Source organism: Caballeronia sp. GACF4 (genome assembly GCF_023631025.1).
Lineage (GTDB): Bacteria > Pseudomonadota > Gammaproteobacteria > Burkholderiales > Burkholderiaceae > Caballeronia.
Genome location: NZ_JALQDW010000017.1, coordinates 66,748 through 79,909 on the forward strand (window position 1 = coordinate 66,748; position 13,162 = coordinate 79,909).

The 13,162-nt window shown below is 62.1% G+C and carries 9 protein-coding genes and 1 tRNA gene; 8 read left to right on the top strand and 2 right to left on the bottom strand.

Annotated elements, in window-relative coordinates; translation table 11 throughout:
• Positions 1-48: 48 nt before the first annotated feature.
• Positions 49-852: a GTP cyclohydrolase FolE2 gene (gene folE2 / locus NCR40_RS15060; protein WP_250509845.1), complete on the top strand. Its 804-nt coding sequence runs from the start codon at positions 49-51 to the stop codon at positions 850-852.
• An 8-nt stretch (positions 853-860) separates the two neighbouring features.
• Here folE2 and NCR40_RS15065 read toward each other — a convergent pair whose 3' ends face one another.
• The gene (locus NCR40_RS15065; RefSeq protein ID WP_250509846.1) at positions 861-1,778 is read right to left on the bottom strand and encodes a LysR substrate-binding domain-containing protein; all 918 of its coding nucleotides are present in this window, start codon (positions 1,776-1,778) and stop codon (positions 861-863) included.
• 106 nt (positions 1,779-1,884) lie between these two features.
• Here NCR40_RS15065 and NCR40_RS15070 point away from each other — a divergent pair, with 106 nt between their 5' ends.
• A complete protein-coding gene (locus NCR40_RS15070; protein ID WP_250509847.1) occupies positions 1,885-3,129 on the top strand; it encodes an MFS transporter in 1,245 nt (414 codons plus the stop codon).
• 31 nt (positions 3,130-3,160) lie between these two features.
• On the top strand, positions 3,161-3,787 hold the full coding sequence (locus NCR40_RS15075; protein ID WP_250509848.1) for a glutathione S-transferase family protein: 627 nt from the start codon (positions 3,161-3,163) through the stop codon (positions 3,785-3,787).
• A gap of 221 nt (positions 3,788-4,008) precedes the next feature.
• Here the strand turns inward: NCR40_RS15075 and tsaD are convergent, their stop codons facing one another.
• Positions 4,009-5,037: a tRNA (adenosine(37)-N6)-threonylcarbamoyltransferase complex transferase subunit TsaD gene (tsaD, locus tag NCR40_RS15080; RefSeq protein ID WP_250509849.1), complete on the bottom strand. Its 1,029-nt coding sequence runs from the start codon at positions 5,035-5,037 to the stop codon at positions 4,009-4,011.
• Between the two features lie 69 nt (positions 5,038-5,106).
• Between tsaD and NCR40_RS15085 the strand changes: the two genes are divergently transcribed.
• From NCR40_RS15085 to NCR40_RS15105, 5 genes are all read left to right on the top strand, one after another.
• Complete coding sequence (locus NCR40_RS15085) at positions 5,107-6,318, top strand: BaiN/RdsA family NAD(P)/FAD-dependent oxidoreductase (protein WP_250509850.1); 1,212 nt, start codon at positions 5,107-5,109, stop codon at positions 6,316-6,318.
• A gap of 317 nt (positions 6,319-6,635) precedes the next feature.
• Positions 6,636-7,082, top strand: coding sequence for a GatB/YqeY domain-containing protein (locus NCR40_RS15090; protein ID WP_244829189.1), 447 nt, complete (start codon positions 6,636-6,638; stop codon positions 7,080-7,082).
• Positions 7,083-7,101: 19 nt separating this feature from the next.
• Entirely contained in the window at positions 7,102-8,991 is a 1,890-nt protein-coding gene (gene dnaG / locus NCR40_RS15095) for a DNA primase (protein WP_250509851.1), read from the top strand.
• Positions 8,992-9,407: 416 nt separating this feature from the next.
• On the top strand, positions 9,408-11,468 hold the full coding sequence (rpoD, locus tag NCR40_RS15100; protein ID WP_244829191.1) for an RNA polymerase sigma factor RpoD: 2,061 nt from the start codon (positions 9,408-9,410) through the stop codon (positions 11,466-11,468).
• A gap of 125 nt (positions 11,469-11,593) precedes the next feature.
• Positions 11,594-11,670, top strand: a tRNA-Ile gene (locus NCR40_RS15105).
• The last annotated feature ends 1,492 nt before the right edge of the window (positions 11,671-13,162 follow it).

Here is a 13,162-nt window from a genome sequence, read left to right on the forward strand (position 1 = left end):
TGAAGCGCGCTTTCAGGAAAGACCGCGCGAGCCCAAGGACAAGAATCAATGAACCAGATGAATCCCGCCTTCGTGATGCCCGACGTTCAAAGCACGCCTGATACGCGTCAGATCGCGATTGCGCGTGTCGGCGTGAAGGGAGTGCGGCATCCGTTGTCGGTGCGGTCGGCAAACGGCGTGCAGCCGAGCGTTGGCGTATGGAATCTCGACGTGCATCTGCCCGCCGAGCAAAAGGGCACGCATATGTCGCGTTTCGTCGCGCTGCTCGAGGAGAATCGCGAGCCGCTGGATCAAACTTCCCTGCGTGCGCTGCTCGTCTCGATGCTCACGAAACTGGAGGCGCATTCCGGCCGTATCGAAGTGAGTCTGCCTTACTTCGTCATGAAGACCGCGCCGGTGTCGGGCGTGCAGAGTCTCCTGGATTACGACGTGAGCTTTATCGCCGAAACGCGCGACGGCGAAACGCGCATGACCATGAAAGTGCTCGTCCCCGTTACGAGCCTTTGTCCTTGCTCGAAGAAGATTTCGCAGTACGGCGCGCACAATCAGCGCTCGCACGTGACCATCACGGCGGAGTTGGCGGGCGAAGTCGCGGTGGAAGAACTGGTGCGAATCGCCGAGGAAGAGGCGTCGTGTGAATTGTGGGGCTTGCTCAAGCGGCCCGACGAGAAGTTCGTGACCGAGCGTGCGTATGAAAATCCGAAGTTCGTCGAGGACCTCGTGCGCGACGTGGCCACGCGGCTGAATGCCGATACGCGCATCGTCGCTTATGTGCTCGAAGCCGAAAACTTCGAGTCGATCCACAATCACAGCGCGTATGCGGTGATCGAGCGCGACAAGCGCCTCGGTTGAGCGAAGGCTCAAGCCGCCACGGTTTGAGTCGATGCGTGCATCTCGCGCACCGAATCCATCACGAGTGACGCGAGCCGGTCGACCACGGGCGATCCCGCGCCCGATCCGCGATGCAGCGCGAGCGGAATCGACGGCAGCGGCGGCAAGCCGCTCTCATCGCATTCGAGGGCGCGCACCGTGGTTGGCACGCCATAGGCCGTGCGCACCGTCACGCCGAGACCTGCGGCGGCGGCCGCCCACAATCCCGACAGACTCGGACTCGTGAACGCGATGCGCCACTTGATGCCCGCGCGATCCAGCGCCGCGGCGGCGGCGCTGTGAAAGAGACACGGGCGGTCGAACGCGATCAACGGTAGCGGCTCGTCCGGATCGAACTGCCACGGTACTGTCGATGACACGATCCAGCGCATCGGCGGCGCGGCGATCGGTTGAGGGAGGCTGGTCGCGTTGCCAACGTCGGTTGCGCTGCCTGCGCCCCAGACGAGCGCGAGATCGAGCTGACCCGCCTCGATGCGCTCCAGCAATTCGGTGTTGCGCGCCACCCGCGCTTCGATTCGCACTTTCGGATGCGCCCGCGCAAAGCGGCCCAGCACTTCCGGCAGCAAAACTTCGCCGAAGTCTTCCTGCAGACCGAGCCGTATCCAGCCTTCGAGATCGACGCCGCGCACCGCGACCGCCGCTTCATCGTTCAATTCGACGAGACGGCGCGCATAGGCGAGCATCACCGCGCCCGCGTCGGTGAGCGCGAGCCCACGTCCCGATTTACGAAAAAGCGGCGTGCCCGCCTGCTCTTCCAGCTTGCGGATCTGTGCGCTGACGGCGGAAGTCGAGCGACCGACGCGGTCCGCGGCCTTGGCGAAACTTCCCAAATCCATGCCCGCGACGAAGCTGCGAAGGACCGCGAGGTCGAACGTGGTTTGAGTCATGGCAACAATCCTGGTTTATCGAACGATCGATGCAAAACTTTGCTATTTTCAGGATGATCGTATGCCGTCACACTGGGTTCAGTCAAATTGAAAACAGGGCGGCGACATGGCAACTCCTTTAACTTTGAACGCAGCGTCGCGTTCGAGCGCGCATCGATGGAAAGTGCTCGGCGTGGGCGTGGCCGCCAACGCGAGTTTTTCGGCGGCAATCGGCGGCATTCCGACGACGGCCGTCTGGATGCGCAGCGGCTATCACTTCGGCAACGGCGAAGTCGGACTCGTGCTCGGCGCGCTCGGGCTGGGGCTTGCGGTATCGGAACTTCCTTGGGGACTGCTCACCGACCGCTGGGGCGACCGGCCCGTCTTGCTGACGGGACTGTTCGCGACGTCTGCCGTGCTGCTCGGCATGAGCGTCTTCGCGGTGCCGTCGGGCTTCGGCGCGGCGCCCGCGCTCGGCTGGCTCGTTTTCGCGATGTTCCTGCTCGGCACGCTCGGCGGCAGCGTCAACGGATCGAGCGGGCGCGCGGTCATGGCGTGGTTCGGCGAAGGTGAGCGCGGTCTCGCGATGAGCATCCGCCAGACCGCCGTGCCGATGGGTGGCGGTCTGGGCGCGTCGTTGCTGCCGTGGCTCGCTTCATCGCACGGTTTTGGCGCGGTGTTCTGCGCGCTCGCCGCAATGTGCGCGATCTCCGGCGCATTCACCTGGCGCTGGCTGCATGAGCCCCCGGAAAGGTCGCATCGCGCGGACGCGGGGGTATCGCAGGCAACGACGGTTGCGCCGTTGAGAGATGCGCGGATCTGGCGCGTGGTGCTCGGTATCGGCGTGCTGTGCGTGCCGCAATTCGCGGTGCTGACCTTCGCGACGGTTTTCATGCACGACGCGGGACACTTCGGCGTCGCGGCGATCAGCGCGACGATGGGCGCGCTGCAACTCGGCGCCATGATCATGCGCGTCTGGAGCGGCCGTCATACGGATCGTCGCGGCAACCGGCGCGCGTATTTGCGCGGGTCGGTGGTGGTCGCGTCGGTGTCGTTCGTGGCGTTGGCGGCGGCGACCGCGCTGGGCGTCGCGCAGCTTCCGTACTTGCTCGCGGCGATGTCGGTCTTTGCGGGCATTTGTGTATCGGCATGGCATGGGGTGGCGTACACCGAACTCGCCACGCTCGCCGGCATGCAGCGCGCCGGCACGGCGCTCGGCATGACCAACACGGCCGTCTACGTGGGCTTGTTCGTGACGCCGCTTGTCATTCCGCATGTGCTGGCGGCCACTTCGTGGCCGGGCGTGTGGCTGCTGGCGGGCGTGTGCGCGTTGCTCGCGTGGCCATTGTTTCCGAAGCCCGCGCGCGCTTAAACTGTTCGACCCGAACTTTGCGGAGTGCGTCGTGATTCTCATCGGCCAATACGATTCCCCGTTTGTCAGACGCGTGGCCATTGCGCTGAATCTTTATGGCATTGGCTACGAGCATTGGCCATGGTCGACTTTCGGCGATGCCGGCAAGATCGCGCCGTTCAACCCGCTCTCGCGCGTGCCGACGCTCGTGCTGGAGTCGGGCGACACGGTGATCGAGAGCGCGACGATCCTCGACTATCTCGATGAACTCGTCGGCGACGACCGCGCGATGATTGCGCAAAGCGGCGCGCAGCGTCGTGCGGCGCTGAAGGTGTGTGCGCTCGCGACGGGTCTCGCGGACAAGGCTGTGGCGCTGGTCTACGAGCGCGTGATGCACGCGGAAAAGTCGCAGGCTTGGGTCGAGCGCTGCACGGGGCAGATCGAACGTGTGCTCGACGTGCTGGAAGCGGATCGCGCGGCGCGACCGACGCCTTTCTGGTTTGGCGATGCAATCGGTCACGCGGATATCGCCGTTGCGTGCGCGCTGCGGTTCGTGCGCGAAGCGCATGGGGCGTTGGTCAGCGGGAATCGCTGGCCGACGTTGATCGCGCATGGCGATCGGTGTGAGGCGCTGCCGGCGTTCGGGGCGGTTGTGCAGGCGTTCGATCCGCCGAAATGAACGTTGGAGCGACGCCCTTTTCCTCATTTGGCGATGCAGTGGCCGCGCGAATATCGCCGTTGCGTGCGTGCCGCCCGTTCGCGCAAGGCGCATGCGTCGCTAATTCGTGAGCGCGTTGGCCGGCGTTGGTCGCGTGTTGCGATCCGTGTGGGCCTTGGCTGTGTCGAGGTCATCGTGCGGTTCATTCAGCAAACCAGACTTCGCACGAAGCCACGCAAAGATCAAACTCGCGCCAGCGAACTCAAATCCCATCTAGGCTTCACCGTAAATGCATAATCCCGCCCGGCCTGCTCCGGCCAGCGGGCAAGCCGCAACGCGCCCGCCAGCGCGATCATCGCGCCGTTATCGGTGCAAAGCGCCAAGTCGGGGTAATGCACGTCGAAGCGCCGCTTCCTTGCCGCAGCCGACAACGCCTCGCGCAACTGCCGGTTCGCGCCGACGCCGCCCGCCACGACCAGCCGCTTCAGCCCGGTTTTCTTGAGCGCCGCGAGCGACTTGGCGACGAGCACGTCGACGGCTGAATCGACGAAACCTCGCGCCAGATCTGCCTTTGCCTGCTCGCAGACATTCGCGCCGAGCTTGCGGCTTTGAGTCAGCACGGCGGTCTTCAAGCCGCTGAAGCTGAAGTCGAGATCGCCTGAATGCAGCATCGGACGCGGCAGCGTGACCGCGCCAGGCGTGCCGAATTCCGCCAGCCGCGACACTTCCGGCCCGCCCGGATAACCCAGCCCGAGCAGCTTTGCGGTTTTGTCGAAGGCTTCGCCCGCCGCGTCGTCGAGCGTTTCGCCGAGCGTCTCGTAGACGCCGATATCGGTGACACGCATTAGTTGCGTATGGCCGCCCGATACGAGCAGCGCGACGAACGGAAACGGCGGCGGGGCATCGACGAGCAGCGGCGACAACAGGTGTCCTTCGAGATGATGAATGCCGACAGTAGGTTTGTCCCATGCCATCGCCAGCGCATTGGCGATGCTCGCGCCCACCAGCAGCGCGCCCGCGAGCCCCGGACCTTGCGTGAACGCGATGGCATCGATGTCGGCGCGCGCGGCGTGGGCCTCGGCCATGACTTGTTCGAGGAGCGGCAGCGCCCGGCGGATGTGATCCCGCGAAGCCAGTTCGGGCACCACGCCGCCGTACTCGCGATGCATCGCGATCTGCGAATGCAGGGCATGCGAGAGGAGGCCGCGCTCCGTGTCGTAGAGGGCGAGGCCGGTTTCGTCGCAGGAGCTTTCTATGCCGAGAACTAGCATGGGTTGAGCGCTTGAAGGGAACAGAAAAGTATAGCAGTGTAACGACGCCCCCCAGTTACAATGCGCGCCATGGAATCCTTCGATATCGCCGTGATCGGCGCGGGCGCGGCCGGCATGATGTGCGCGGCAGTCGCCGCCCAGTCGGGGCGTCGCGTCGTGCTGATCGACCACGCCGAGCGTCTCGCCGAAAAAATCCGTATCTCGGGCGGCGGCCGCTGCAACTTCACCAATCTCAACGCGCAGCCGGCAAACTTCTTGTCGGCGAATCCGCATTTTTGCCGCTCCGCGCTCGCGCGCTACACGCCGCGCGACTTTCTCGCGCTCTTGAAGCAGTACCGCGTGAAATGGCATCAAAAGCACAAAGGCCAGCTTTTTTGCGACGATTCGAGCGAAACCATCATCGACGTGCTCAAAAGCGAATGCGATGCCGGCAGCGTCGCGTGGCGGCGCCCGGTGAGCGTCCACGAGATCCGGCACGACGGCGCGCGCTTCACGCTCGACACCTCGGCGGGTGCAATCGACGCGGCCGCGCTCGTCATCGCGACGGGCGGCTTGTCCATTCCGAAGATCGGAGCGACGGATTTCGGGTATCGCGTGGCGAAACAGTTCGGCCACAAGCTAGTCGAGACGCTTCCCGCGCTTGTGCCGCTCACTTTCACGTCGGCCGACTGGGCGCCGTTCGCGGCGTTGTCGGGGCTGTCGCTGCCGGTTCGCATCGGCACGGGCAAGGGCAAGACGCGCGGTGAATTCGACGAGGACTTGCTGCTGACGCATCGCGGGCTGTCCGGTCCGGGCGTGCTCCAGATTTCGAGTTTCTGGAATACGTCGGAGCCGATCCACGTCGATCTCCTGCCCGACGCCCACGCCACCGAACTCCTGCTCGAAGCCAAGGCGGGATCGAAGAAACAAATAGGCAATTTTCTCGCGGACCACGTTCCCGCACGGCTCGCGCACGCGTGGCTCGAAGCGCAGCATGTTTCCGTCGATGCCCGCCTCGCCGATCTCCCCGACCGCACGCTCAAGGGCCTTGGCGCGTCGTTGTCGGACTGGACGATCACGCCGAGCGGCACCGAAGGTTATCGCAAGGCCGAAGTCACGCGCGGCGGCGTCGATACCCGCGAACTCTCGTCCACGACGATGATGAGCGAGCGCGTCGCGGGCTTGTATTTCATCGGCGAGGCTGTCGATGTGACGGGCTGGCTCGGCGGCTACAACTTTCAATGGGCGTGGGCTTCCGGCGTCGCGGCGGGCAAGGCCGCGGCGGAGTTCGCGCACGGCTGAGACGGGTCGTTCCAGCCGCCGTGGCGCGGTCTCGAAACGCCATCGCGCCTGCTATACTCGAACGGTTATCGGAGGATTCCGTATTTGTTCGAAGGCGCCTCGAAACGCGCGTTCGGGCACGGATTCTTTCGCTCCGGCTGACGTCACGATGGCCTCAAGCTTCGCCGCGGTTTCAACGGCCTCGCTCAAAGTCCCGCTTGAGGAAGCATTCCCAAGCGGGTTTTTGCTTTAGCGGAAAGGGTCGGGAGCCGCACGGGCACGTGTCGCGCCAGCCGGGTTTTCAATATCGCGAATTTCGCAATTGCACCGGGTGAACGATGAGCCTCAAGGATCAGATCAACGACGACATGAAAAATGCCATGCGCGCGCGCGAAACCGAGCGCCTCGGCACCATTCGCCTGCTGCTCGCAGCCATCAAGCAGCGAGAAGTCGATGAGCGCATCACGCTCGACGACACGGCCGTCGTCGCCGTCGTCGACAAGATGATCAAGCAGCGCAAGGACTCCATCAGCCAGTTTCAAGCGGCCAGCCGCGACGATCTCGTGGCGAAGGAAAACGCCGAACTCGCCGTGCTCGCGGCGTACATGCCCGAACAGCTTTCCGCCGATGCCATCGCCGCTGAAGTCGAGGCCGCCATCGCCGCAACGGGCGCAGCCGGCCCGCAAGACATGGGCAAGGTCATGGGCGCGCTGAAACCGAAGCTCGCGGGCAAGGCGGATATGACGGCCGTTTCCGCGCAGGTCAAGTCCGCGCTCGCCAAGTAATCAGCGGCGTTCGCCTACGTTGATACCGCACGCATTCCTGCAGGACCTGCTCAACCGCGTCGATATCGTCGACGTGGTGGGCCGTTACGTCCAATTGAAGAAGGGCGGCGCGAACTTCATGGGTTTGTGTCCGTTCCATAACGAAAAGAGCCCGTCGTTCACGGTCAGTCCGACCAAGCAGTTCTATCACTGCTTCGGCTGCGGCGCGCATGGCACGGCCATCGGTTTTTTGATGGAGCATACGGGGCTGACGTTTCCAGAGGCCGTGAAGGACCTCGCGCAGTCGGCCGGTCTGACCGTGCCGCAGGAGCCGTCGTTTCGCGGCGGCGCGGGTGGCGCGGGCGGTGACGCCTATGCCAACGCGCCGAGCAAGGCCGTCAGCGTCGCGCTCACCGAAGTCATGCAGACCGCCTGCGACTTCTATCGCAAACAGTTGCGCGGCGCGCCTAACGCCATCGGTTATCTAAAAAAACGCGGCTTGACTGGCGAGATCGCGGCGCGCTTTGGCTTGGGCTACGCGCCCGACGGCTGGCAGAATCTCGAAAGCGCGTTTCCCGATTATCGCCATGAAAATCTGGTGGAAGCAGGGCTCGTAATCGTCAGCGAAAAAACCGACGCGCAAGGACAAGCGCGCCGCTACGACCGCTTCCGCGAACGTGTGATGTTCCCTATTCGAAATGTGAAGGGCAACGTCATTGGCTTCGGCGGACGCGTGCTGGACAGCGGCGAACCGAAGTATCTGAATTCGCCGGAAACGCCTTTATTCAGCAAAGGCAGCGAGCTTTACGGCCTTTTCGAGGCGCGTCTTGCCATTCGTGAACTGGGTTATGCGCTCGTCGTCGAAGGCTATATGGACGTGGTCGCGCTTGCGCAGCTAGGTTTCGCGAACGCCGTCGCCACGCTCGGCACGGCTTGCACGCCGGTCCACGTACAGAAGCTTTTTCGACAGACGGAAACGGTGGTCTTCAGCTTCGACGGCGACTCCGCCGGCCGACGCGCCGCGCGCCGCGCACTCGAAGCCGCGCTGCCGCACGCAGCGGACAACCGCACGATCAAGTTCCTGTTTCTACCGAAAGAGCACGATCCGGACAGCTATGTGCGCGAATTCGGCGCCGACGGTTTTGGTGAGCAAGTCGACCGCGCAATGCCGCTGTCGCAATTTCTGCTCAACGAGGTGCTAAACGACAAGGAACTCGACCAGCCCGAAGGCCGCGCGAAGGCCCTGTTCGACGCGAAGCCGCTGTTGCAGGCGCTGCCCGCCAACGCGTTGCGCGTGCAGATTCTGCATATGCTGGCCGACCGCCTCGCTACGCCGTTCACGGAAATCGCCGCACTTTGCGACATCGACTCGCGTGCTGCCGCCGTCGCCCGCGCGATGGTGCCGAGGAGCGAACGCCGGCGTGTCACGGGTCAGGAACAGCGCGCGCTACGCAATCTAGTGATGTATCCGGGCATCGCGGCATCGCTCGATCGAATCAGCGAACGCACGCTCGTCACCATGACCGAGCATGGCGAACTGTTCAGCGAAGTTATCGCGCATGCGCGCGAACTGGGCGCGAACGCGGAATTTCAGATGCTTTCAGACATCTTGAGAAACGCAGCAAACGCGCCCACCTACGAGGATATCTTCCAGGAAATTCTCGCCTATGATGAAAACGTGCGGGATTTACTGATGCGCGATCCGTCCGACGAGGACGCCGCGCAGCGTGTGGAAGAGCAGAAACGCCTGCTCGCCGAAGAGTTGCAGGCGACGGTACTGAAATTGCAACACGACAGTTATCGCGCGCGGCTGGATTTGCTGGCGCGGCAGCCGGGACTGTCGCCGGAAGAGGTGGCGGAATTCTCGGAACTTTCGGCGAAGATCGCGCAGATCAAGGCGGGACGGGCGGCTAGCCCTGAAGCCGGATAGCGAGATGCTATAATAAAATGTTAAAAAGTAGTTGCTTTTTGTCAATTCCTCTCCCGTTTCGAAGGGCGAAATCCCTTCATTGGTGCGTGGAATAGTTAGGAAAGGAAGCAAGGAAGTTGCAGCAAGGCGCTGGCCGAATCGGCTGTGGGAGTCATGTAAAAGCGGTGCGCAGCACGCGTTTGAACATTGCTCCGACACGAAACGGACAGGAAAGCACGCCGACGTACAGACGGGCGCAAGGGAAGCGGCTGCTATCGTGGTGAAGGGCGTATGACGAATTCGCCGTGATGAACCGCGACGGATTCAACCGCGATGGCGCCCCGGGCAGGGCACGCAGGACGATGCAGCGTGCGCATTTGGTATTTACGGTTCCATCGGCTGTTGTCCAGCAGCCGCGAGTCGAGACTAAAGCCTGTATGGCGAACTCCATGACGAAAAAGCTGAACGATGTACCCGTCGAAGACGACGCAACGCAAACCGCGGAGCCCACCGCCGCGCCTGCGGCGAAGGTCGAAAAGGCTAAGGCTCGCGACCGCCGTGCGAAGGAAAAGGCGCTTCTGAAGGACGCGTTCGCGTCGAGCGCGCCCGGCACTGTCGAGGAGATCGAGGAGCGCCGCTCGAAGCTTCGCGCGCTCATCAAACTCGGCAAGGAGCGCGGTTTCCTCACGTATGCCGAAATCAACGATCACCTGCCCGATAACTTCACGGAAACCGAGGCGATCGAAGGCATCATCAGCACGTTCAATGACATGGGCGTGGCGGTGTACGAGCAGGCGCCGGATGCCGAAACGCTCCTTCTGAACGACAACGCGCCGAACGCTTCTTCCGACGATGAAGTCGAGGAAGAAGCCGAAGTCGCGCTCTCCACCGTCGACTCCGAATTCGGCCGAACCACCGACCCGGTGCGCATGTACATGCGCGAAATGGGCACGGTCGAGTTGCTGACACGCGAGGGCGAAATCGAGATCGCGAAGCGTATCGAAGACGGCCTCAAGCACATGGTCATGGCGATCTCCGCATGCCCGACGACCATCGCCGACATTCTCGCGATGGCCGAGCGTGTGCAGAACGAGGAGACGCGCGTCGACGAACTGGTGGATGGCCTCATCGACCCGAACGCGGAAGACACCGACGGTTTTTCCGAACAGGAAGCCGAAGCGATAGAGACCGAGGACGTAGAGCAGCAATCGGACGAGGAAAGCGACGAGGAAGAGGACGACGACGATGGCGCGGCGCAAGCCAGCGCGAACGCCGCCCAACTCGAAGCGCTCAAGCGTCAGTCGCTCGAAAAGTTCTCGCTCATCAGCGAATGGTTCGACAAGATGCGGCGCGCCTACGAGAAGGAAGGCTACAAGTCGAAGGCCTATCTGAAGGCGCAGGAAGCCATACAGACCGAACTCATGAGCATCCGCTTCACCGCGCGTACCGTCGAGCGTCTGTGCGACACGCTGCGCGCGCAAGTGGACGAAGTGCGCCAGGTCGAGCGGCAGATTCTGCACACGGTCGTCGACAAGTGCGGCATGCCGCGCGCGGAGTTCATCACGCGCTTTCCGGGCAGCGAGACGGATCTGGAGTGGGGCGACAAAGTAGTGGCCGAAGGGCACGACTACAGCGCCGTGCTCGAGCGCAATATCCCTGCGATTCGCGAGCAGCAGCAGCGTCTCTTGGACCTTCAGGCGCGCGTCGTGTTACCGCTCAAGGACCTGAAGGAAACCAACCGTCAGATGGCGGCGGGCGAACTGAAGGCGCGTCAGGCGAAGCGCGAGATGACCGAGGCGAATCTGCGTCTCGTGATTTCGATTGCGAAGAAGTACACGAACCGCGGCTTGCAGTTCCTCGACCTGATTCAGGAAGGCAATATCGGCCTGATGAAGGCGGTGGACAAGTTCGAATATCGGCGCGGCTACAAGTTTTCGACGTACGCGACATGGTGGATTCGTCAGGCCATCACGCGCTCGATTGCGGACCAGGCGCGCACCATCCGCATTCCGGTTCACATGATCGAAACGATCAACAAGATGAACCGCATCTCGCGGCAGATTCTGCAGGAAACCGGGCTGGAACCGGACCCGGCGACGCTGGCCGAGAAGATGGAGATGCCGGAGGACAAGATCCGCAAGATCATGAAGATCGCGAAGGAGCCGATCTCCATGGAAACGCCGATCGGCGACGACGACGATTCGCATCTTGGCGACTTCATCGAAGATACGAACACGGTGGCTCCCTCCGATGCCGCGCTGCATGCCAGCATGCGCGATGTCGTGAAGGACGTGCTCGATTCATTGACGCCGCGCGAGGCGAAAGTGTTGCGGATGCGCTTTGGCATCGAGATGAGCACGGACCACACGCTGGAAGAAGTCGGCAAGCAATTCGACGTCACGCGTGAGCGGATTCGGCAAATCGAGGCGAAGGCGTTGCGCAAGCTGCGGCATCCTAGCCGTTCGGACAAGCTCAAGTCATTCCTGGAAGGGAACTGATCGGATCAATGGGCTTGTAATGGAAGGCGTTGTGAGGCAAACTCGCAAACCTTCAGTTGTCGCGCAACGTTTGTATTAGAGAAAGCGCCGCCATGGCGCTTTCTTTTTGCCCTCTGCTTTCAAAAGGGCCGGAAGCTTAACTGGTATAAGCTGTCGACTCATAATCGACCGATAGTGGGTTCGAGCCCCACCCGGCCCACCAGCTTTTTCAACTCAAGTCATCAAGCCGTTGGCGGTGTTGCGTCAATGGTGAGGGGCTTTCGGGGACAATTGCGGGGACTATGCGGGTCACAATGCCCATAAGGCCCCTTGGACGCTCGACTCATTCAGCGTACCTCTGCGCCGCTTTGCCGTGCATCCCTTCCTATGCGCTCGACGCCTTGTGGACGAACACCTTGTTATCCCACGAGCAAACCAGCCGACAACGGAAAGTTGGGCCGCCGAAATATGGCATTTCCGCCAACGAATGGTGTCGGGGAATGCGTCACGCAAGGTTACGCCCCCTGTGATGATTCCGCAGATCGACAGAGATCATTCACGAAACTAAAGTCTGGGCCGCTTGCTGCAATTTCTGCAATTGCATCATCTGGTTCAACACCGGGTGCGGATTCCAAAACGGCCACGTCATAGGTCCGTTGTCGACCCATCGCGGCCAATGGGAAGGTTTGATTTGCTATGACGGCTCAACGGTGAGAAGCAGTCGAACGGCTGCCATGGCTACTTCGCCAAGCATACGAACGTCGGTGGCTTTCCCGCAAGCGCCGTGCTGTTGCGTGCGGATGGAGAAGGCTTCTGAGTTAGCCGTGCTAACAACAATACGACCAATCCTGATGCCACCGACGGCAGCGCGCGAAACTGGCTCTCGTTGAACGCAAACGGAACGCCAGCAGTCGTCCGACGGCCATTCTGAACAAACCGGCTCTGCAACCCCCGCTTGGCAGATGATCTTCTCGGTGTGTGTGGGGTACGGCTACCCGGGCGTCTATCAGCAATCGGTTCGACGCTTTCCCGATCCGCCGCAGGGCACCCAAACGAAGAACGGAACGCTGGGCTCGATCGTCATTGCTGGACCGATACCCATTTCCGCAGGCGACCACGTGTAGGCAGGGTTTTCGAAAGTGCTTGGCGCGACCACGCAAACACCGCTCCAAATGTACGGACGCTTGTCGCTGACAAAAGTCGCGTAAAGCGCCTTCCTGATGATCGGTTCAAGCAAGCTTGCGTGGACGGCTCGACCGACCAAGACGATGGACGTCGTGCGTCGATCGTCTTGGTGCGTGGGACGTTCGTCGCTATCTCCCTTCTCATGTTGCCTGCCTGCACCCTCGTCTATGTGAAAGGAAACGCTAACAGTGTTGCTGACAGCGGGAATCACAGCGCCTCGCTGAGCCTGCCGGAGTATCGGCGCTCGCAGGGGCGCCGTGACCAAGGGAACCGTCGCGAAATCCCCAAGCGGGTAGCTGACCAATTAAGACGATTCCGAATTGTCGGTCATCTAATTGACGATTTTACGTTGCAACCCTAAATTCTTCTGCAGTAAAAGCTCCGAACGTGACGACCGCGCATCGTTGCGTCCAACTGAACGGGATGCGAATGAATGCTGTAACGAAAAAACTGACGGACGCGCTGCAGCATCCAAGCGCGCGACTCACCCAGCGTTTGAGCATATGGATCGGTACGCTCGAGCTCGAACT

What these genes read in the sequence shown, in the direction of transcription:
- tsaD (WP_250509849.1), bottom strand. Translation starts at nt 5,037, where the DNA reads ATGCTAGTTCTCGGCATAGAAAGCTCCTGCGACGAAACCGGCCTCGCC.
- NCR40_RS15085 (WP_250509850.1), top strand. Translation starts at nt 5,107, where the DNA reads ATGGAATCCTTCGATATCGCCGTGATCGGCGCGGGCGCGGCCGGCATG.
- folE2 (WP_250509845.1), top strand. Translation starts at nt 49, where the DNA reads ATGAACCAGATGAATCCCGCCTTCGTGATGCCCGACGTTCAAAGCACG.
- rpoD (WP_244829191.1), top strand. Translation starts at nt 9,408, where the DNA reads ATGGCGAACTCCATGACGAAAAAGCTGAACGATGTACCCGTCGAAGAC.
- NCR40_RS15090 (WP_244829189.1), top strand. Translation starts at nt 6,636, where the DNA reads ATGAGCCTCAAGGATCAGATCAACGACGACATGAAAAATGCCATGCGC.
- NCR40_RS15065 (WP_250509846.1), bottom strand. Translation starts at nt 1,778, where the DNA reads ATGACTCAAACCACGTTCGACCTCGCGGTCCTTCGCAGCTTCGTCGCG.
- NCR40_RS15070 (WP_250509847.1), top strand. Translation starts at nt 1,885, where the DNA reads ATGGCAACTCCTTTAACTTTGAACGCAGCGTCGCGTTCGAGCGCGCAT.